General features: G+C 70.1%; 18 protein-coding genes. 4 read left to right on the plus strand and 14 right to left on the minus strand.

Annotated elements, in window-relative coordinates:
- Positions 1 to 131 precede the first annotated feature (131 nt).
- The 10 genes from LY41_RS12860 to LY41_RS12905 form a co-directional block, all read right to left on the minus strand.
- Complete coding sequence (locus LY41_RS12860) at positions 132 to 1,655, minus strand: PPE domain-containing protein (RefSeq protein ID WP_253864217.1); 1,524 nt, start codon at positions 1,653 to 1,655, stop codon at positions 132 to 134.
- Between the two features lie 65 nt (positions 1,656 to 1,720).
- Positions 1,721 to 2,362 (minus strand): DUF3558 domain-containing protein, encoded by a 642-nt coding sequence (locus LY41_RS12865; RefSeq protein ID WP_253864218.1) that lies wholly within the window; start codon positions 2,360 to 2,362, stop codon positions 1,721 to 1,723.
- Positions 2,359 to 2,796 carry a hypothetical protein gene (locus LY41_RS12870; RefSeq protein WP_253864219.1) on the minus strand — a complete coding sequence of 146 codons (438 nt, stop codon included), beginning with the start codon at positions 2,794 to 2,796 and terminating at the stop codon, positions 2,359 to 2,361. Before LY41_RS12870 ends, LY41_RS12865 begins: the two co-directional genes overlap by 4 nt.
- A 251-nt stretch (positions 2,797 to 3,047) precedes the next feature.
- Positions 3,048 to 3,503, minus strand: coding sequence for a 50S ribosomal protein L9 (gene rplI / locus LY41_RS12875; RefSeq protein WP_253864220.1), 456 nt, complete (start codon positions 3,501 to 3,503; stop codon positions 3,048 to 3,050).
- A gap of 14 nt (positions 3,504 to 3,517) precedes the next feature.
- Complete coding sequence (gene rpsR / locus LY41_RS12880) at positions 3,518 to 3,766, minus strand: 30S ribosomal protein S18 (protein ID WP_183647620.1); 249 nt, start codon at positions 3,764 to 3,766, stop codon at positions 3,518 to 3,520.
- A gap of 56 nt (positions 3,767 to 3,822) precedes the next feature.
- Positions 3,823 to 4,335 (minus strand): single-stranded DNA-binding protein, encoded by a 513-nt coding sequence (locus LY41_RS12885; RefSeq protein WP_253864221.1) that lies wholly within the window; start codon positions 4,333 to 4,335, stop codon positions 3,823 to 3,825.
- A 10-nt stretch (positions 4,336 to 4,345) separates the two neighbouring features.
- On the minus strand, positions 4,346 to 4,678 hold the full coding sequence (gene rpsF, locus LY41_RS12890) for a 30S ribosomal protein S6 (RefSeq protein WP_253864223.1): 333 nt from the start codon (positions 4,676 to 4,678) through the stop codon (positions 4,346 to 4,348).
- A 256-nt stretch (positions 4,679 to 4,934) separates the two neighbouring features.
- Positions 4,935 to 5,909 (minus strand): hypothetical protein, encoded by a 975-nt coding sequence (locus tag LY41_RS12895; protein WP_253864224.1) that lies wholly within the window; start codon positions 5,907 to 5,909, stop codon positions 4,935 to 4,937.
- Positions 5,910 to 6,150: 241 nt separating this feature from the next.
- Complete coding sequence (locus LY41_RS12900) at positions 6,151 to 7,275, minus strand: hypothetical protein (protein ID WP_253864225.1); 1,125 nt, start codon at positions 7,273 to 7,275, stop codon at positions 6,151 to 6,153.
- Between the two features lie 72 nt (positions 7,276 to 7,347).
- Positions 7,348 to 8,292 (minus strand): hypothetical protein, encoded by a 945-nt coding sequence (locus tag LY41_RS12905; RefSeq protein ID WP_253864227.1) that lies wholly within the window; start codon positions 8,290 to 8,292, stop codon positions 7,348 to 7,350.
- Between the two features lie 206 nt (positions 8,293 to 8,498).
- Here LY41_RS12905 and LY41_RS12910 point away from each other — a divergent pair, with 206 nt between their 5' ends.
- Positions 8,499 to 9,263: a deoxyribonuclease IV gene (locus tag LY41_RS12910; protein ID WP_253864228.1), complete on the plus strand. Its 765-nt coding sequence runs from the start codon at positions 8,499 to 8,501 to the stop codon at positions 9,261 to 9,263.
- A 1,392-nt stretch (positions 9,264 to 10,655) separates the two neighbouring features.
- Here LY41_RS12910 and LY41_RS12920 read toward each other — a convergent pair.
- The 3 genes from LY41_RS12920 to LY41_RS12930 form a co-directional block, all read right to left on the minus strand.
- A complete protein-coding gene (locus LY41_RS12920; protein WP_253864575.1) occupies positions 10,656 to 12,293 on the minus strand; it encodes a glycosyltransferase family 87 protein in 1,638 nt (545 codons plus the stop codon).
- Positions 12,294 to 12,505: 212 nt separating this feature from the next.
- A complete protein-coding gene (locus LY41_RS12925; RefSeq protein ID WP_308292244.1) occupies positions 12,506 to 15,868 on the minus strand; it encodes a transglycosylase domain-containing protein in 3,363 nt (1,120 codons plus the stop codon).
- 114 nt (positions 15,869 to 15,982) lie between these two features.
- Positions 15,983 to 16,402 (minus strand): DUF5318 family protein, encoded by a 420-nt coding sequence (locus LY41_RS12930; RefSeq protein ID WP_253864229.1) that lies wholly within the window; start codon positions 16,400 to 16,402, stop codon positions 15,983 to 15,985.
- Between the two features lie 284 nt (positions 16,403 to 16,686).
- On the opposite strand from LY41_RS12930, the gene LY41_RS12935 reads away from it, so the two are divergent.
- Complete coding sequence (locus LY41_RS12935) at positions 16,687 to 17,331, plus strand: PadR family transcriptional regulator (protein ID WP_253864230.1); 645 nt, start codon at positions 16,687 to 16,689, stop codon at positions 17,329 to 17,331.
- Between the two features lie 13 nt (positions 17,332 to 17,344).
- Positions 17,345 to 18,469, plus strand: a complete 1,125-nt coding sequence (locus LY41_RS12940; RefSeq protein ID WP_253864231.1) for an inositol-3-phosphate synthase — start codon at positions 17,345 to 17,347, stop codon at positions 18,467 to 18,469.
- A 172-nt stretch (positions 18,470 to 18,641) separates the two neighbouring features.
- Here LY41_RS12940 and LY41_RS12945 read toward each other — a convergent pair whose 3' ends face one another.
- Positions 18,642 to 19,283, minus strand: a complete 642-nt coding sequence (locus tag LY41_RS12945) for an HAD family hydrolase (RefSeq protein ID WP_253864232.1) — start codon at positions 19,281 to 19,283, stop codon at positions 18,642 to 18,644.
- A gap of 252 nt (positions 19,284 to 19,535) precedes the next feature.
- On the opposite strand from LY41_RS12945, the gene LY41_RS12950 reads away from it, so the two are divergent.
- Positions 19,536 to 20,750 carry an MFS transporter gene (locus tag LY41_RS12950; protein WP_253864233.1) on the plus strand — a complete coding sequence of 405 codons (1,215 nt, stop codon included), beginning with the start codon at positions 19,536 to 19,538 and terminating at the stop codon, positions 20,748 to 20,750.
- Positions 20,751 to 20,791: the final 41 nt, after the last annotated feature.

Consider the following 20,791-nt stretch of genomic DNA (forward strand, 5'->3'; position numbering starts at 1 on the left):
ACCGCGGAATCGGGCCAGGGGTTGAGTCGTGGGGATGGACGGACCAGAGATCGGGCCGCTGCCGAAAAGCTACGTGGCAGCGGCCCGATCGAGTGACTGCAGGGGTGTTCGACCCGTCCTGGTGGCGTGTCCTATTCGCCGATGACGGGCGGAGCGGTCTTCTGATCGGTCCCGAACAGCTTGTTGCCGTCCTCGTCGATCATGAACTTGCGCTCGTGCTCCTCGTCGTCATCGCCTTGCTGGCCACGCCCACCGGCGCCCATCGGCATCATGCCGCCGCGGCCCGATGCGCCTGCGCCGCCGGCACCCGAGGCGCCGCCCACCGCGCCGCCACCGGCACCGCTCATGCCCATGCCGCCGCGGGCGGCACCTGCGCCGCTGCCCGCGCCCGCGCCCGCGCCTGCGCCGCCACCGGCACCTGCCGCGCCGCCCGAACCGGAGCCGTAACCCGCACCGGAACCCGAGCCGTAGCCGTAGCCCGAACCGGAGCCGTAGCCGCTGCCACCGGGACCGAACGAGCCGGCGCCGGGGCCGAATCCGCTGCCACCAGGGCCGAACGAGCCGCCACCGGGACCGAAGCCACTACCGCCCGGGCCGAAACCGCCCGAGCCCGGACCGGGCGTGCCCGGCGGGTAGGGGCCGGTGCCGATCGGGCTGTTCGGAACGCTCGGCACGGTCGGGTCGAAGCCCGACGAACCGGTGCTGTCGTCCTCGGGCAGGTTGCCCGGGGCGGACGGATCCCAGGGGTCGACGGAGCCCCATGGCGCGTTCGGATCGTTCGGGTTGTTCGGGTCGCCGGGGCCGGGAGTGCCGGGAGGGTAACCGGGACCCGGGTTCACCGAACCGGGACCACCCGTACCGGGACCACCCGAACCGGGCGCGCCGGAACCCGCACCACCCGAACCCGAACCACCCGAACCGGGTGCGCCGGAACCCGAACCACCGGGACCGGGCTGATACGAGCCGCTGCCGCTGCCGCCGGAGCCGCCGCCGTCGTGGATGAAGTCCTTGGCCGTGCCGCTCTCGACGACACCGGACTCGGTCATCGACACGTCGCCGAACGAACCCCGCATCTCGCTGAACTGCGGCATCATGCTTGCGTTCTGCGTGCTCTGGGTGTTGTAGGCCTCGAACGCCGCGACGTTCAGCTTGGCGTTCTCGTTGTACTCGGCGATCTTCTTGTCGGTGTCCGTCTCCCAGGGGGCGACGTCGTTCCAGAAGCCGCTCTCCGGCGGGTTCTCGGGCAGGGGCTTCACCGTCGTGCGGACCTTCTCGAACGCGCCCGACTGGTTGTTCAGGACCGCGCCGCTCTTGGCGAGGTTGGCGTTGGAGTCCTCCATCCAGACCTTCATCGGCTCGGCGCCCATCCGTGCGCTCGAAGCGCCCTCGCCGGTCCAGGCGGCGTCCATCTGCTGGTCGAGCTGATCGATCTGCGCCACCCGCTGCTGGTACTTGCTCTGCAGCGTGCTGGTCGCGAGCTGCCCGTCGTGCAGCGACGCCGTGCCGGGACCGCTCGTGACGGCCTGGTAGATCTGGTGTGCGTCGATGCAGCCCGACGAGCTGACCTGCGGTTGGCCGTCTTGGCTGTTCGCCACCGAACCGGTGACGTAGCCGCCCGCACCGGCGGCGATCGGAACTAGGACTGGCAGCACCATCTCAGCTCAACTCCCCTGGTCGGTGTGGTTCTGACGTGACGCATCGGTGCGCGGTTCCTGACGTGTCACGCCTGCCCCCGAAGGTTGTGGATCATGTCGCCGGCAAGTACCTCGGTGACCTCGCACCCCTGCGGGTAGTCGTCGCTGGCCTCGTCGATCTGGGCCATCAGTGACACCACGTACTCGTCGGTGAGGCCGACCTGCAGGTCACAGAAACCGTCTCCGCGGTCGTCCTGGTGCGTCTGCGTGATCACCGCCGGATGGCCCTCGACCTCGGTCGGCTCGAACACCGCGAGACTGTCGGCGCGGGCGTAGACGTCGTCGAGACCGTTCGCGAAATCCTGCACCTGGACGAACCGGATCCGGCTGCCCGAGTCGTCGGAGTAGCGGTAGATGCATGTGGGCGAACCGTCGGACATCGGTTCCGATTCGCCCTGCTCGAGGTTGCGCTCCTGCGTCTGCTCGTCCGACAGTGCCGCGCACGGGTTCTGTTCGAGGGCGGCGACGTCGACCGGATCGCTCACCTGCGGTGCCGGTCCGGATCCGCCCACCGTCGACGACGGGGCCGGAACGGTCGCCGATGTGCCCGGTGCGGACGGGCCTCCCGCACCGACCGGGTCACCCTCGGTCTCGGACCCGCAGGCCGACAGCACCAGGCCTGCGACTGCGGCGACGACTACCGCACCTGCGGAACGGCGGTGCCTCATCCGAGGACTCCGTTGCCCGCCTTGCCTGCGTCTTCGGTGGCCTGTTCCTCCGCCTGCTCGGTGACGCCCTTGGCCTGCTTCAAGGCGTCGATGTACTGCTTGGTGTGCTCGAGCATGCTCTTGGTCTGCTGCAGGAGTGCCTGCCCGGCCGGGTTGGCCGAGCCGACGAACGTGTTGCTGGCCGGCTCGTTGCCCGGCGCCTGCACGTTTGCGATCTTGTTGGCCTCGTCGAGGTCGTTCTGCAGGTCGTCGCGTAGGTCCTCCCACTGCTTCAACACCGCGTCGATCTCCTCGGGGCTGAAGGAATAGCCACCGCCGGCCGTGGAGCTCGCGGCCTTCTTGGCGAACTCGCCCGGACTCGCAGCGTTCTTTGCCAGGTGCACCATCGGTACCGGCATTCTCGTGATGGCGCCGCCGGCGAAATCCGCTTCCACGTCCTGCCCCTTCCTCGTCGTCCCCCAGAGCGGTCCACACCGTCTGTCCGCAAGCTTCACGCCCCCGGCCGAGGGCGTCAACCGTGTCGAAAGTAGGACGATCCCGGCGGCGGAAAGGTTTCGTTCGCGTCCGAAAATCTTTCAGGCCCCGGCCCGGTGTCACCCACCGGGCCGGGGCCTGCGGTCGCCCTACGACGAGTGGCGGGCCCTCCGTATCGGAGGACCCGCCACTCGTTCGCGTGAGCTCGTGCCTACTTGGGCTGCACGTCCAGCTTCACGTCAGCCTTCACGTCCGGGTGCAGCCGGGCCGTGACCGCGTGCTTGCCGACGGTCTTGATGTGACCGTCGACGTGGATGACGCGCTTGTCGAGCAGCGGCCCGCCCGCGGCCTTGATGGCGCCGACGATGTCGGCCGTGGTGACCGAGCCGAACAGCTTCTTCGCCCCGGGGGACGCCTTCGCTCCGACGGCGATGTGGCCCAGACCCTCGAGCTGCGTCTTCAGCTCCTTCGCGTGGTCCAGGTCGCGGATCCGCCGGGCTTCCTGGGCACGCCGAATGGTGCGGACGTTCTTCTCCGCGCCCTTCGAGGACGGGATCGCGTAGCCGCGCGGCAACAGGTAGTTGCGTGCGTAGCCGTCCTTGACCTCGACGATGTCGCCAGGGCCGCCCAGGTGGTCGACGTCGGTCGTCAGAATGATCTTCGCCATGACTGACTCCCTTCTCAGCGCGCAGTCGACGTGTAGGGCAGCAGCGCCATCTCGCGCGAGTTCTTCACCGCGATGGCGACGTCGCGCTGGTGCTGGCTGCAGTTACCGGTGACTCGACGGGCACGGATCTTGCCGCGGTCGGAGATGTACTTCCGCAGCAGATTGGTGTCCTTGTAGTCGATGGCCTCAGGCTGGCCCTGCTTGATGGCCTTGCAGAAGACGCAGACCTTCTTCTTCGGCTTACGAACCGGTGGCTTAGCCACTGTGTACTCCTGGGGAACTTAGTGCGTGGATGCTGATGTCGGGACTGGCGAGCGGCTCAGAACGGCGGCTCGTCGGAGAAACCGCCGCCACCGCCGCCGGCGGGGGGCGCGCTACCCCACGGGTCGTCGGCGGGAGCACCGGAGCCGGCGGACGCGGGCGCCGCAGCGCCACCGCCACCGAAACCGCCGCCGCCACCGCCACCGCGGCTGACCTTGTTGACCTTGGCCGTCGCGTACCGCAGGGACGGGCCGATCTCGTCGACCTCGAGCTCCACGACGGTGCGCTTCTCGCCTTCCTTGGTCTCGAACGACCGCTGCTTGAGCCGGCCCTGCACGACGACCCGGGCGCCTCGCGTGAGCGTCTCGGCGACGTTCTCCGCGGCCTGGCGCCAGATGTTGCAGCGCAGGAACAGCGCCTCGCCGTCCTTCCACTCACCGCTCTGCTTGTCGAACTGGCGCGGGGTGGAGGCGACGGTGAAGTTCGCAACGGCGGCGCCGGACGGCGTGAACCGGAGTTCCGGGTCCGCGGTCAGGTTGCCGACCACCGTGATGATGGTGTCTCCGGCCATGGCTGCCGCCTCAGGCCTTCGCGGCGATCTTGGCGGCGCGCTTGGCTCCACGCACTTCCTGGCGGCGGACCACCTTGGTGCGCAGCACGGTCTCCTGCAGCGACAGCTGCCGGTCGAGCTCCTGGACGTCGTCCGACTCGCAGATCAGCTCGAGAACGGCGTAGATGCCCTCGGCGTTCTTGTTGATCTCGTACGAGAGCCTGCGGCGACCCCAGATGTCGACCTTCTCCACGCTGCCACCCGCGTCGCGGATGACCTTGAGGAAGTTCTCCAGGGTGGGTGCGACCGTCCGCTCGTCGAGCGACGGGTCGAGGATGACCATTACCTCGTAATGGCGTGACACAACCACTCACCTCCTATGGGCTCGGGCGGCCACGGACGATCCGTGGCAGGAGGGCAATGTCGAACCGGCAGTCTAGCCGCCGGGGCCGACCGGACCGGCTCCGGGGCCGGTCACCGCACCGGAACACCCACATGCCCGCCCGTGGGCCCGGCCACCGCCCCGCATGGTGACGCCCCGCATGGTGACGCCCCGAAGGGCACCTTCGGGGCGTTGAGTGCCGCGAAGGTGCCCTTCGGGGCACGAGGGGTGCGGGGTGTCAGGTGGTCTTGTGGAGGACCCAGGTGCGCACGAGCGCGGCGGTGACACCCGCGAGGGCGACCACGGCGAGCAGCATCGGCAGTTGCACCTGGTTCGGAGCCGCGTCGTCGGCGGCGAGCGCGTCGGCGTTGCCCGCGTTGCGCACATCGCCTGCACCCGATTTTCCGCCCTCGCCGATGCCGCCCTCGCCGATGCCGCCGTCGCTCAGCACGCCGTACTCCGGCGAATCGGGCGCGCCGGGGACGCCGTCCTGCGGCGAGTACCGCATGTCCGGCGGAACGGCGTCGCCCCCGGTCGGCACGGAGGCCTCGGGGAGGTCGCTGTAGTCCCGCGGAGCCGCGTAGGCGTCGCCACTGCCCTGCGGACCGTCCGGCGTGGCCGGCGCGCCGCGCTGCTCGCCGCCGGATTGCGACGACTGCTGCGGTTGCTGCTGCCGGCCGCCGGAGCCGCCGTTCTGCTGCGGGTTCGAGCTCTGGTCCGGAGACTGTGTGGGCCGCGAACTCGTCGGCGCCGAGTAGTTCGTCGCCTCCACCGGCATGCCGCAGACGCCCGCGACCTTGTTCTTGATCGACTCCAGGACGCGTTCCTTCTTGGTGCCGAGCGCCCAGTGGCCGTCGAGTACTTCGGCGACGGCCGCGGCGACGGACTCACCGCCGATGGTCGTGGCGGCCTTGTTCGGCACCGTACCGACCTCGAGCTGGTGCTCCGAGATCTCGTCGGCCAGCCGGTCGGGGTAGGTGAACTGCAGGAACCGATCGGCCTCTTCGGCTCCTCGTTCGACGGGGCCCGCGAGTACAGCGCCGTCGACCAGCACCTTCGCGTCGATCGGAGCCGAGACCGTCGAGGTGCACGAGTCGACGATCGTCTGGGTTTCGGCATTGGCGGCCGGCGCGGCGATCGCGGTCAGGCCCGCGGCGACCGCCGTGGCAGCGGCCGTGCCCATCGCGCGGGTCAGAGCGGTCTTGGTACGCACTTCGAACGGTATCCCTTTCCGAACGGCGATGCCCGGCCCGGACCTGAAGCCTTCAGCGTCGGTGCGGCAAGGCGTTATCAAGATAAACGACCGTGTGGGCGGACGGTTACGGGCCGGTAGTCACTCACCGTCGCGGAATCGGCGTGGTGCGGCCCACGGTACGGTGACGGTTTCTGGTGCACGTCATCGCCGGTCCGTGTGGTGTCGACCGGGTGTGGCCGGGTGCGACGGTCTCGGCCGGTCACGCCACGCTCGCGCGCCGGAGGACCCAGGTGCGGACCAGGCCCGCGCTGACACTGGCGAGCGCGAGTACCGCGAGCAGCAGCGGCATCGACGGACCTCCTTCGTTGTCGCCCGCTGCCGACGGCAGCGATGCCGCCTCGCCCGCGGTGCGCAGGTCGGCGTTCTCCCGGGCGGGCGCGGCGGCCTGCCGGTCGGGGACGGCTTCGGAGTTCCCGGCGTTCCGCTCCGCGCCGTCGGTCGTGTTCCCGGATCCGTCGGGGCTGCCCAGTACGCCGAACTCCGGGTTGTAACCGGGGATCTGACCGCCGTAGCGCAGGCCCGGTGCGGTGTCGAAGTCAGCGCCTTGTGCCACCGGGATGCCTGCGTACCGGAGCTGTGGCGACACGGCTGCGGGTGCGGCCATCGCGGAAGGGCCGCCTGCGCCGCCGGAGGAGGATCCCGATCCCGGCGCGGCCACGACGGGGCTGTTCGGCTCGCGGGTGCCCGACGCGCCGTGATCGGCTTCGGAGTCACCGCCAGCCCCGTTGCCGGAACCGGAGCCGTTGCCGTTGCCGGAACCTGAGCCGGGATCCGAACCCGGGTCCGAGCCGGATCCGGAGTTCGCGTCGTCGTCTCCGGGATCGGCCGGTTCGTCCGCGTCCTCGCCGGGGTCGGGCACGACGGCTTCGCGCCCGCCGACCGTGTCGGTGACCCGCTTCGCGCCGCTGGTGACCTCGTCGACCGCGTCGTTCACGCCGTCCGCGACCGGATCGCCGACCTCGGGCACCGGCCGCACCGCCGTGTCGACCACGTTGACCGTCACCTTGCAGACCCCGTCGAGCAGCGAGCCGACCGTATCGGTGACGACGCCGAGGTCGAGCGGTACGCCGAGCGCGGTGATGCCCTGCACGCGGTCGCCGGGCTCGACCGTCACGGTGCCGCCGCAGCGGACCTGCTTGGTCTCGGCGGCCGCCGTCGCGGGAGCGGCCAGGCCGGCACCGGCCGCGAGAAGCAGGCCTGCGGTGGCCACGGCGGCCGGTTTCGCCACGGCCGACGCCACCTTTCCCCTGGTGGAGTGGCCCGCGTTGCCGGTCTCGACGTCCTCGCGGGCGCGGTTGTCGGCCTCATTGCCGGGTGTGCGCATTCCGGGGCCTCCCCAGGTCGGCTCACTAGGACCAACGAATCACACGGGAAAGCGTCACGCACTGCGTGGCGATCAGGCGTTCTTGCGCGTGATCCAGGCTCTGCTCAGGCCCGCCACGACCGCCAGCAGTGCGCCGACCGACAGCACGAGCGGAGTGCGGTCGGTCTCGGCGGCCTGCGGCATCGCCCTGGCGGTTCCGGACTGGCGCGTGGTGTTCTCCTGCTGGCCGGGCCTGCTGCCCCGGTCCGGCACGTCCATGCTCGGGCCGACGGGGGCCTTCGGCACCGTGACGTCCGCGGCGGGCGGCAGCGATACCGGATCGAGCGGCTCGGCGAGCACGCCCTGGCCGGCGGGCGGCAGGATCGGTGCGCCGGGTGCGGGCGGGACGTCCGTGCCGGGAGCGTCCTCGCCGGGGCCGCCGGGGCCGCCGGGTGCCGGGCGGTCCGGGTTCGGTTCGGGTTCGGGCTCCGGGTCGCCGGGCTGTTCCGGGTCGCCGGGCTCATCCGGCGCCGGTTCGCCGGGCGTGAGGCCGTCGGCGACGTCGCGGGTGGTGGCGCCGAGGGTGTTGACGGTGCCCTGTGCGGTGTCGCAGACCCGGCCGAGCGAGTCGACCACGACGCCGGACTCGCTCAGGCCCGTGCCGACGAGCGTCTCCTTGAGCGGCAGCGACACCAGCGTGCTCTCGCCGCCCGTGCCTCCGCCCGGGCCGTTGCCCGTGGAGGCGGTGCCGATGTCGGCGACGCCGTCGACGCCCGCCGCGGCGCCGGCGTCGACGGTCAGCGCTTCGCCGGCCTGACCCTTGAGCGTGGAGTCGCACTCGCCGTCGACGACCTTCGGCTCGCCGTCCTGACGTGCGCTGTTCTGGTGTGCGCTGTTCTGACGTGCGCCGTCCTGGTGTGCACTGTCCTGGGCATGCGCCACGCCGCCGAAGCCGAACGCGGCGATGCCGGCCGCCGCCGCCACGACGCCCGTGCGCACGGCACCGGTCGTGCGCCTCGTCTTCCGGACGTTCCTCACAGGACCCACCCTCGTGTCAACTGCCTTGCCGTTCGATGCGCTGCCGCGGTGCCGTTCGTTCCCGCTGCCGCTCTGCCGTTCGATGCGCTGCCGCGGCGAGGTCGCGTCGGCCGCCGCAGGTGTCACTCTGCGTGCCGCACCGAACGATCAGCGTTGCAGGGTGAAGGTACTCGATGGGTGTCGGAGGTGATCGATACCCTCGGCCGATGGAGCTGACTACGCGTGTCGGCGCGCATGTCCGCGACGACGATCCGCTGACCACGGCGGGTGAGGTCGGGGCGGACGCCGTCCAGTTCTTCCTCGCCGACCCGCAGGGCTGGAAGAAGCCGCAACCGCATCCTCGTGCCGACGAGCTGCTCGCGAGCGACGTCGAGGTGTTCATCCACTCGCCGTACGTGCTCAACGTGGCGTCGCTGAACAATCGCATCCGGATCCCGTCCCGCAAGGCAGTGACGCAGCACGCGGAGGCGGCCGCGACGGTCGGAGCGAAGGGACTCGTCGTGCACGGCGGGCATGTCCGCAAGGGCGAGGACCCGGCCGAGGGCATCGCGAACTGGCGGAAGCTGTTCGAGAGGTCGTCGTTCGACGTGCCGATCCTCGTCGAGAACACCGCAGGCGGCGACGGCGCCATGGCGCGCGACCTGGACATGCTCGCGCGCCTGTGGGACGCGATCGGTGAGTTCGGTGCGGGGTTCTGCCTCGACACGTGTCATGCGCACGCGGCGGGCTGGGACCTGACGACGGTGGTCGACGACGTACTGGCGATCACCGGGCGGATCGACCTGGTGCACCTGAACAACTCGCGTGACGAGGCGGGCTCGCAGCGGGACCGGCACGCCGGCGTCGTCGGCGGCGGGGGCGCGATCGACGCCGAGGTGCTGCGGGCCGTGGCGCTCGCCGCCCGGGCACCGGTGATCGTGGAGACTCCTCCCGATGGCCAGCGAGACGACATCGCGTACCTCCGCGGATAGCGACCCGCCCGGCGGTTCCGGGCACGATCCGGCCACCGGGTTCGGCCCTTCGCCGTCGACGCGTGCCGTGGCCGCGGCGGCCATCCTGCTGTGCGGCATCACGCTGGTGTTCGGGCTGCTGAACAAGCACCGCTGCACCGGTCCCGAGTTCGACGAGAACGGGCGCAGCACCCCGAACTACGCCGAGCGCAACTACCACGACGCGTGCTACTCGGACATCCAGTTCCTCTGGCTCGGCAGGGACGTCGACAACCACGTCTTCCCGTACGTCCACGGCGACATCACCGCCGACGGGCAGCTGGTCGGCGGCACGCTCGAATACCCCGTGCTGACCGGCGTGCTCATCTGGGCGGGTGCGGTCTTCGCCGACACCGACGCCGAGTTCCTGCTCTGGTCCGCGGTGCTGCTCGCGCCGTTCGGCCTGGTCACGGCGTGGCTGCTGGGCAGGCTCGCCGGGTGGCGTGCGCTGCTGTGGGCGCTCGGCCCGCCGCTGGTGCTGTACGGGTTCCACAACTGGGACCTGCCGGTGGTCGCGGCGTCGGTGGCGGCCTTCTTCGTGCTCCACCGCACCCGCGGTTCGCTGCGCAGCCGCGCCGGGTGGGCGGCTGTACTGCTCGGTGCCGGGACGGCGTTGAAGCTGTATCCCGGGCTGTTCGTGGTGCCCCTCGCGCTCTACGTGTTCGTCGAGAGCAGGCGTGGTGCGGAGAGCTCACGCGGCGCCGAGAGCAGACGCGGGGGCGAGACCGGCCGCAGCGTCCGGGAGGCGCTGTCGGAGGCGTTGCGGGTGCCGCTGCTGGCAGGCGGTGTCGTGGCCGCGGTGAACCTGCCGTTCGTGCTGGCCGGGTTCGACGGCTGGTGGGCCTCCATCGAATTCCAGGGGCAGCGGGAAGCGGACGTCACCACGAACTCGATCTGGTACTGGGGCGTGCGGCACCTGTTCTCGAGTGACGTGGCGTTCCAGCAGTTCACCGACGTCGTGTCACCGCTGGCGGTGCTCACCGCGCTGGCACTGGCGTGCGGCATCGGCTGGGACCGGGCCCGGCGGGAGGGGAGCTTTCCGCTGCTGCCGGTGTGCGCGGCGGCGCTGTGCGGGTTCCTGCTGCTGCACAAGGTCCACTCGCCGCAGTACACGCTGTGGCTGCTGCCGATGTTCGTGCTGCTGCGCGTGCGATGGGGCTGGATCGCGGCCTACCTCGTGGCGGACGTGGCGCTGGGCGTGGGTGTCTTCCGCTGGTACGGCGATTTCGGCCAGTCCATCGCCGACGGCTTCGCGGCGCAGGCGGTCGTCATCGGTGTGTGGGGCAAGGCGGCGCTGCTGGTGGGGTTGTTCGCGGCGTTCCTGGGAGCCCGCGCGGTCACCGATCACGATCCGGCGCGGTCGCTGCTGCCCGGTCACCGCCCGTTCGGTGCCGATTCGGTGTCCGACTCCGGCGACCGCAGGGACGCCGGCGACCGCGATCGCGCGGACCGGTTTCGCGGCAGCAGTGCCGACAGCCCGGGCACGACGACGGCGTCGGCCGACCCGGACAGCGCTCCGCCCAGCGGATCGTCGTCCCCGGAACCGGGGCCGGAAGGGCAGCGCACCGGATCGGCCGACGGGCGGTAGATCTCCCGCAGGATCAGCACGCACAGGGCGACGACGGCCAGATCGCGCACGACGACCGTCGCCAGGAACCAGCCGTCGGGCAGGCCCTTGTCCTCGACGTCGACGTAGGAAAGCATCCGCGGAGCCCACATGCACGCGTCGATGAGCATCCAGCTCAGCAGCAGGCGCCAGCGCGGGATCGCGAGCACGGCCAGCGGCACGAGCCACAGCGAGTACTGCGGGCTCCAGACCTTGTTCGTCAGCAGGAACACCGCCACGACGAGGAAGCACAGCTGTGCCAGGCGCGGCCGCCGCGGCGCGGTCAGCGCCACGTACGCCACGCCCACGCAGCCCAGCAGGAACAGCGCGGCGCTGACGGTGTTGAGCACGCTCGGCGCCTGGCCGGGTTCGAGTGGCCCGTCGAACCCGGCCCACCCCGTGAAGTGCGAGACCACGTTGTAGATCGAGTCCGGATCCATGACGCGTTCGGTGTTGAGCCGGAAGAACTCGCGCCATCCCTCGGTGAACACGGCCAGGAACGGCAGATTCACCGCCAGCCAGGCACCCGCCGTGGCCAGTGCCGTCCTCGTCCACTCGCCGGCTCTGCCCGCCCGGATGCACAGCACGAGCAGTGGGCCGAGCAGCAGCAGTGGATACAGCTTCGTCGCGGCGCCGAGCCCGAGGAGCAGTCCGGCGATCACGGGTCTGTGCCGGGACCACGCGAGCAGTCCGCACATCGCCAGTGCGACGGCGAGCGCGTCGAAGTTGGTGAACGCGTGTACGACGACCAGCGGTGATACGGCCACCAGTGCTGCGTCCCACGGTCTGCGCCGGGCGATGCGTGCGGTGGCCCAGATCGTCGTCAGCCATGCGGCGGCGAGGAACAGTGCCGTGATGTTGAAGTACACCGCCACCGGTAATGCCCCCGGCAGCAGGCCTTCGTCGGCGACGCCCACCCACCCGTGGGTGAGCTTCGCGTTGACCCACTGGAACAGGCCGGTCAGCACCGGATACTCCATGTAGCGGCGCTGGAACTCGCCCTCGCCGACCTCCTCGCTCCAGTGCGTGACGTAGGGGAACGTGTCCGGCTGGTCGAGCCGTTCCGCCGTGTACAGCGGGACGATGTCGGAGTAGCACATCGCGACGTACTGGCGGTTCGACTGCCAGTCCAGCTGCAGGTTCCCGGCGGCGTCCTCGTACTGCTGGATGCAGGCTGCCTTGCCGAACCACGACAGCATCAGCGCGAGCACGCCGAGCAGCAGGCACACTCGCAGGGGCGACCAGAACCAGTGCCTGCCGACGGCCGCGTGCTCCCCCAGCGGGCCGCCGATCGGTGTGGTGACCCGCGAGGCCAGCGGATCGATGCGGCTCGGCACCACCCGCTGGGACGGGTCCAGCGACGCCGTCTCGGGAGTGCGGTCCGCCGCTTCGCCGTCCGAGGTCACGTCCGGTTCGGAGCCCGGTTCGTGCTCCTGCTCGGTTGTGCCCGTCGGGGCCGGTTCGTCCCCGGAATCGCGGTCCGGTCCGTCCGCCGGGCCGGACCGCGACGAGGAAGAAGGCGTATCGCTGGGCACGCGTCGGATGTTACAAGCGGCGACCGCGGCGTTCCGGTAACCGTGGCGGGCGTTCCGTCACGCGATCGGCCCTCCGGTGACGATCAGCCGTCCGATGACCCGTTGCCGTTGCCGTTGCCGTTCACGTCGTCGGCCGGTTCGTCCGGGCCACCGAACCAGCCACCGTCGCCGTCCTCTTCGTCGCTCTCGCTGGCCGAGGTCGGGGATTCGGACTTGGTCGGTGGTCCGTGCGACGGGTTCGGGCGCGACGGCCGCGTCGTCGATTCCGGGCTGCTCGATTCCTCGCTGGTCGACTCCTCGCTCGACGACGGCTCCGTCGGTTCCTCGGGAACGGGCGACGAGTCGTCGGCGACGGACGCCTGCGCAGGCCCGAAGATCTGCTCGGACGAGAGGTCGCTGAACTCCTCCGGATCGAGCGGTTCGAGGTAGCGGGTCATGAACTTCTCCCAGATCGAACCGGGCAGACCGCTGCCGTAGATCGGGCCGCCGTTCGCGTCACGGATCGGTTCACCGCCACCGGTGCCGACCCACGCGGCCGCCGAGATCTGCGGTGAGTAGCCGACCATCCAGGCCTGCGAGTTCTCCTCCGAGTCGACGTCGCCCTGGTCGTACTGGTGCGTACCGGTCTTGCCCGCGCAGGAGTGCTCGCTCGGACACGCGAGGCCCGAGCCGGGCAGCACATCGAGCATCGACTCGGTGACGTTGCGCGAGATCTGACGGTTCTCCTCCGGATCGGGGTCGAACGCCTGCTCGCCCTTCTTCGCGGCCGGGGTCGTCTCGTCGAACAGCACCTCGCCGTCGGCCGTTTCCAGTTTCGCCACGAAGTGGCTGTCACGCTGGATGCCGTCGGCCGCGAACGTCGCGTACGCGCCGGCCATGTCGGTCGGCGTCACCTGGGTCTGACCGCCGCCGATGGAGATGTTGCCGTCGAGGCTGCCCATCGTCGGCTGCTCGCCGTGTTTGTCCGGGATGCCCGCCGCCTTCGCGGCGTCGGCCACCGCACGGGGGCCGACGTCGTTGGTCACCATGTCGTAGAACACGGTGTTGATGGACCGTTCCATCGCCTCGCGGACGGTGCAGGGGTTGCATTCCACGCCGCTCGAGTTGCCGACCGTGACGGTGCCGAACTGCCGCGGCGAGCTGCCGTCGTACGTCGAGTACAGCCCCTTCTCGCCCTGCTGCAGCAGGGCCGTGAAGTCGAACGGCTTGAACGACGAGCCGGGGTTGCGCTGGACGTTGCCCCAGTCCATCTCGTCGACGCCGGGTTCGTTCGGGCCGCCGTAGTAGGCACGTACCCCGCCGCTCTTCGGGTCGACGGCCACGAGGGACTTGCGGAGCTCGCCCGGCTCGCCCTCCATCACCTCGTTGACGGCCTGTTCGGCCGCGGCCTGGGCGCGCTTGTCGATCGTGGTGTGGATCTTGTAGCCGCTGGTCTGGATCTTCTCCTGGGAGTAGCCCTTCGCGGCGAGCTCGGCCATGACCCGGTTCTTGACGAACGCGTCCGGGCCCGTCAGCGCCTCGGGCCTGGCCTGTTCGTCGGGGATCAGCGTCGGCGGTTCCGCGGCTTCCCGCTTCTGCCCGGACAGCCAGTTGTTGGCCACCATCTGGTCCATCACGTACGACCAGCGTTGCTCCCGGACCTGTTCGTCCTCGACGCGGCCCGGCTGCTGGATCATGCCGGCCAGCAGCGCCGACTCCGAGGCGTTCAGGTCTTTCGCGCTCTTGCCGTAGTACGACTGCGCCGCCGTTTCGATGCCGTACGCGCCGCGACCGAAGTAGATGGTGTTCAGGTACGCCGTGATGATCTCGGCCTTGGACTGCTCGTTGTTCATCTTGAACGACTTGACGAGCTCGGTCCATTTCCGCGTGTACGAGTATTCGTCGTTCTCGGTCGCGACCTTGACGTACTGCTGGCTGATCGTCGAACCGCCGCCGGTGCCACCGGTCGCCTGGTTCCAGACCGCGCGCAGGATGCCGGTGACGTCGAAGCCCGAGTTGGTCTCGAACGTCGCGTCCTCGGCCGCGTACACCGCGTGTTTGACCGTGTCCGGGAGGTCCCCTGGCTGCAGGGTGACGCGCCTGCCCTCGGGCGGTGCCTCCTCGGCCATCTTCTCGCCGTCGGAGTAGTAGTAGTTGACGACCTTGCCCTGCTGGGCGGCGACCTCCTCCGGGGTCGGCACGTCCACGAGGAAGTACGTCACGACGAACGCGATCGCGGGGATCACGACGAACACGCCGACACCGGCGTAGAGCGTGCGCCGAACCCGGCGCCAGCGGCGCTTCTTGCGCTGGGCGGGCGTGAGGACCTTCTTGGCCTTGCGGCCGGTGGGTTCGTCGTCGGGGTCGAGGCCGCCCTCGGCGTGCGAGCTCGACGCGACCGCCGCGTCCTCGTCGGAGAAGTCGTCCTCGTCGTAGGCACCGGTGAGCGGGTCCGCGCGGTACGCCTGCTGGCCGTACGGGTCGGAGTAGTCGCGTCGGCCGACGCCCTCGTGCGTGATCAGCCCCGGCTCGGGCTGTTCGGACGGGTGCGCGGCGTATCCACCTGCCGCCCCTCCCGCGGCACCGGCCGTACCGGCTCCGGGGTGGTGAGGCGGGCGTTCCCCGGGACGCCCCTCGGGACGTCCGTCGGGCCGGCGGTCCTCGGGGCGACGCCGGTCGTCCGGCCCGCGCCGGTCGTGGCGGGGTCGGTCTGCGCCACCGGGCGGTGCCTGCCTGCGTCGCGGGTCCTGCCTCGGGTCCTGCTGCGGGGCGTCCTGCGGGCCGCCGGCCGGACGGCCTCCTGCGGCACGGCCCGTCTCCGGGTGCTGTGCCTCCGGGTGCTGCGGCCGTCCCTGCTGCTCGGGCGCGCGCTGGGACTGCTGGGGACGCCGGGGTTGCTGCGGGGGCTGGGACTGCTGCGGGGGCTGGGACTGCTGCGGTCGTTGAGGCTGCCCGCCCTCCGGCGCGGCGTGCCTGCCGCCGCGATCGCCTTCGGCGTCCGGCCACGCGGGTGGCGGGTGCTGTCCGGGGTTGCGGGGCTGCCGCGGTTGCTGCGGCTGTCCCGGCGGCCTGCCGCCCTGCGCACCGTCGCGGGGCGGTCGCGGCTGGTCGGGGTGACCGGGCTGCTGCGGTCTACGGGGAGGCTGCTGACCGGGGTCCTGTGGTGGCCGCTGCCCGCGCGGTGGCTGCTGCCCGTCCTGCGGCGGCCGCTGGTGCTGTGGGGGCCGCTGCTGCCGGGGGTGCTGCTGTTCGGGGTGTTGCTGCTGCTCGGGGTGTTGCTGCGGGGGGCGCTCGGGCCGGCGGGGCTGGTCGCCCTGTGGTGCCTGCCGCGGTGCGCCCTGAGGTCTCGGCGGTTCGTCCGGTCCGTCACCGGGCCACTGCGGAGTGTCACCGGCTTCGGGGCGCCGGGGCTGCCGCGGGTGGCCTGGCTCCTGTTCCGGCCAGCCGTGATTTCCCTGGTCGTTCACTTAAGACCCTCCCAGATCGGCGCGTCGGGGAACGCCGTTCTGCGGACCCAACCCTCTTGTCCGAGCGGCCGAGGGCATCCGGACCCCGGCCGCGTGGTCGCGGTCGTCACGTCGTCACTGTCCCGCGGTCCTCCGTGTGTTCCGCGTGGTGCGGGGAGCGGCCTCCGGTGTCTCCGCCGTCCCGAGGACGTACGAGAGCACCAGGTGGTTCCACGCACACGCGCGGCAGACCTCTACGACATAGACGGTGAACTCGGCGAAAAGCGAGGCCATGCGCTCGAGTTCGTCCGGCTTCCTCGCCGAACCCGCTGCGTGCTTGAGCTCGTCGCCGAACACCCAGCTGACCTGCGCCATGGAGTGCTTTCCGCACACCGGGCAGGCGTTGTCGTCAGGCACGCCGTGGAACTTGGCTGCCTGCTGCAACTGCGGGGTGGCGTCGCAGACGTCCATGGTGCTGGCCCGTCCCGTCCGGAACTCGGCCAGCAACGCACGACGCCGAAGCGCGTAGTCGACGACTTGCCGCTGGTTCTGCACCTCAACAGAGTACGTGGTTCCGGACGATCGGCCACCGGCCGCTCGCCGATGAGGCACCGCAGCAGCGAGGCGACACGCCGTCGCAGTGGATAACGGTCGGGTGACGGTTGTCCGCCTCTCGGGTTGCCCGTCGGTTAGCTACACCACTGCGATGTATCAACGCGATATAATGAGCCGGTACATTGGGTCGTAGTCACCGACGGGTCGTAGTGACCGGCCGCGCCGGTCACCCGGCAGACCGAAACGCCGGGCGACGTCGATTGGTTCCCGAAGGGGGTGCCCGTGTGCTCGAATTCGCAATTCTCGGCCTGTTGCACGAGGCCCCCATGCATGGCTATGTACTGCGGAAACGTCTCCACGAATCGCTGGGGATGTTCCGCACGTTCAGCTACGGATCGCTGTATCCGACACTGCGCCGGATGCAGCGGGCCGGCTGGATCGCCGAGGACACGGCCGACGTGGACGCCGCGGCCGCCTCGGCGGGCGGTCCCGCTTCGGCAGCGCACGCCTCCGCCACGACGCCGTGGAATCGCAGGGCGAGCAGGTCCAAGCGCGTGTACAAGCTCACAGCGGAAGGCAAGGAGCGGTTCGGCGAACTACTCGCCGACGCCGGTCCGCAGACATGGGACGACGAGGGCTTCGGCGTCCATCTGACGTTCTTCTCGCGCACGCCCGCGGACGTCCGCATGCGGATCCTGGAGGGCAGGCGCAGGCGGGTCGAGGAACGTCGCGAAGGCCTTCGGGCAGCGCTGGCCAGGGCCGAGGAAAAGATCGATCGCTACACCCGCGAGCTGCACGAGTTGGGACTCGAGACCAGCGAGCGGGAGGTGCGCTGGCTCAACGAGCTCATCGCGCATGAACAGGCCGAGCAGGAGACGTCGACACAGGCGACCACTCGGCGTGACCCAGGTAGTACGGAACACGAGTAAGGGAGATACCGGCATGGGCGAGAATCGCCGCGTGAGGGTGGCCATCGCGGGTGTTGGCAACTGTGCGGCCTCGCTGATTCAGGGTGTGCACTACTACCGCGACGCCGACAAGGGTTCGCGTGTTCCCGGCTTGATGCACGTCCAGTTCGGCGATTACCACATCAGTGACATCGACTTCGTCGCCGCGTTCGACGTGGACGCCAAGAAGGTCGGCCAGGACCTGGCCGAAGCGGTCGTCGCGAGCGAGAACAACACGATCAAGATCTGTGACGTACCGCCGGTCGGCGTGGCCGTGCAGCGCGGCCACACGCTCGACGGTCTCGGCAAGTACTACCGCGAGGTCATGGATGAGTCCGACGAGGCTCCGGTGGACGTGGCCGCCGCGCTGCGGGCCGCCGACGTCGACGTGCTCGTGTCGTACCTGCCGGTGGGCTCGCGGGAGGCGACCGAGTTCTACGCGCAGGCCGCGATCGACGCAGGCGTCGCGTTCGTCAACGCCATCCCGGAGTTCATCGCCTCCGACCCGGTGTGGGCGGAGAAGTTCGAGCAGGCCGGGGTGCCGATCGTCGGTGACGACATCAAGTCGCAGGTCGGCGCCACGATCACGCACCGGGTGCTGGCGAAGCTGTTCGAGGACCGCGGCGTGCAGCTCGACCGCACGATGCAGCTGAACGTCGGCGGCAACATGGACTTCCTCAACATGAAGGAGAACGAGCGTCTCGAGTCGAAGAAGATCTCGAAGACGCAGTCCGTCACCTCGCAGGTCGAGCGCGACATGGGCAGGTCGAACGTGCACGTCGGCCCTTCGGACCACGTCGCGTGGCTGTCGGACCGCAAGTGGGCGTACGTGCGCCTCGAGGGTCGTGCGTTCGGTGATGCGCCGCTGAACATGGAGTACAAGCTCGAGGTGTGGGACTCCCCCAACTCCGCGGGCATCATCATCGACGCGCTGCGTGCGGCGAAGATCGCCAAGGACCGCGGCTTCGGCGGCCCGGTGCTGTCGGCCTCGTCGTACTTCATGAAGTCGCCGCCGGTGCAGTACGACGACTCGACCGCCCGCGACGCGGTGGAGAAGTTCATCGACCCCGCGGCCGACGACGAAGCCGCAATCGACAACGAAGCTGCAGTCGACAAGTAGTCACGTAGGCAATACGTCAGGTAGGCAGTAAGTCAGGTAGGTAACGCGCGAGGGCGGGGCGGGTGCAGCACCCGCCCCGCCCTCGCGCGTTACCTGCGCTCGGACCCGCGTGTTCTGCATCCGGGCTGCCGGCGCGCCCTTCGTGGCCGTGGCCCGCGAGCGGGCGCCGGTCTCAGAAACCCAGGGCGGCGGGCAGCTCGGAGATGCCGTCGAGGGTGCGGTGTGTCTTCGCGACGACCGTTCTGTCCGGTGGGAAGTGTGGATTGGGCACGGCGAACACGGTCATCCCGGCAGCCAGCGCTGCCTGCAATCCGCTGGTCGAGTCCTCGACGGCAGCGCACTCCCGCGCGTGGACCCCCAGCCGCGACGCCGCTTCGAGATAGACGTCCGGTGCCGGTTTGCCCTTCGCGACCTGTTCGCTCGAGACGGCCACCGGTACCTGCGGTGCGAGTCCGGTGGCGGTCAGGAACGACTCGATCAGTACCGGTGGTGACGAGCTGGCGATCGCCACCGGGTATTCCGAGGCGATGCGGCTCAGGGTCTCGGACGCGCCGGGCAGCACGGGCGGCGCGTCCGCGTAGCGGTTGCGCATCTCGGCGATCACCGTGTCGGCGATCTCGTCGGGCGGGAGCGCCACGCCGACCTCCTCGGCCAGGTACGCCGCCCATTCCGGGGTGCTCATCCCCTGCATCGCGCGGGTGGCCTCGGCGTTCCAGGTGCCGCCGTGGGAGGCCGCCACCGATCGCCGGACCTCGTCCCACAGCTGCTCGGAGTCGACGAGCACGCCGTCCATGTCGAATATCACTGCCTGCATGTCCGAATCCTAGGCAGTCACGGCCCCGCGGGCCGGGGCCACATCGTCCGGCAGGCATGGCACCCGCGTGAGCGAACTTACTTCGTATAGCTAAGTGTTGTTGATTAGCATAGCTAACTGAAACGTCGCGTAGTGCCGCTCACCGCGGAGCCACTGCCGCTGCGGTTCGCGGCGCCACCCCCGCGACCGCAGTCGGGCCCGTGCCGGCACTCCGGGCAGTACATCGACATCCGCGTCAGGAGGTTCGCGCCGATGAGTGAGCAGCATTCGCTGCTGTCGGCCGTCAGAGGTCAGCCGAAACAGGTCTGGATCACCGCGTTCGCCGCGGTCATCGCGTTCATGGGGATCGGCCTGGTCGACCCGATCCTGCTGTCCATCGCCGAGGGACTCGACGCGACACCGCAGCAGACTACGTTGCTGTTCTCGTCGTATCTGGCGATCCAGGTCGTCGCGATGCTGTTCACGAGTGCGGCGAGCACGCGGTTCGGCGCCAAACGCACGGTCGTCGTCGGCCTGACACTGATCGTGCTGGCCACCGCGCTGTGCGCCGCGGCGGGTTCGATCGAGCAGCTGATCGGACTGCGCGCGGTGTGGGGGCTCGGCAACGCCTTCTTCATCGCCACGGCGCTGTCGGTGATCGTGGGGGCTGCCGCGGGCGGTCAGTCGGGCGCGATCCTGCTGTACGAGGCGGCGCTCGGTCTCGGGCTGTCGGTCGGGCCGCTGCTCGGCGCGGTGCTCGGCCACCTGTCGTGGCGGGGGCCGTTCATCGGCACCGCGGTGCTCATGGGTGCAGCGCTGGTGTTGTGTTCCGTGTTCTTGACCAGCGACGCAGGGCAGCCGCGGTCGCGGGTGCGGCTGCTCGACCCGTTGCGCGCGCTCGGGGATGCCGAGCTGTTGCGCACGTCCGTCGGATCGGCCCTGTACACGGCCGGATTCTTCGCGGTGCTCGCGTGGTCGCCGTTCGTACTCGAATGGGGTGCGATCGAGATCGGGCTGATCTTCTTCGGCTGGGGACTGTGCGTGGCGATCGCAGGCGTGGTGCTCGCGCCGAAGCTGGCCGCACGGCTCGGCGAACGCCACGCCACGGCGCTGGCCGTCGCCGGCTACGCGGTGCTGTTGCTGGTGATGGTGGTGCCCAGCAAGGCGCTGCTCGTAGTGGCGATCGTCGTCAGTGGCCTGATCTCCGGGTTGTTGAACACGTTGTTCACCGGGACGGCGATGTCGGTCAGCGATGCGCCGCGCCCGGTGGCCAGCGCCGGGTACAACTTCTGCCGCTGGCTCGGCGGCGCCGCTGCGGCGACGCTCGTGGGGCATGTCGCCGAGTGGTCCGGATTCGACCGTGCGCCGTTCCTGGCCGCGGCGGTGCTGTCGGCGATCGCGGCGGGCTTGCTCCTCGTTCCCGGGGCCGGTAAGGAGGACTTCACTCAGGTGCCTGCGGAGGCCGGGTTTGTCGGTGAGGAGGTCTGAACGTCTGCGGCGGCGTTCTCTCGTCGTTCATGTCGCAGATG

This window comes from Prauserella halophila, from assembly GCF_024171895.1.
Classification (GTDB): Bacteria; Actinomycetota; Actinomycetes; order Mycobacteriales; family Pseudonocardiaceae; genus Prauserella; species Prauserella halophila.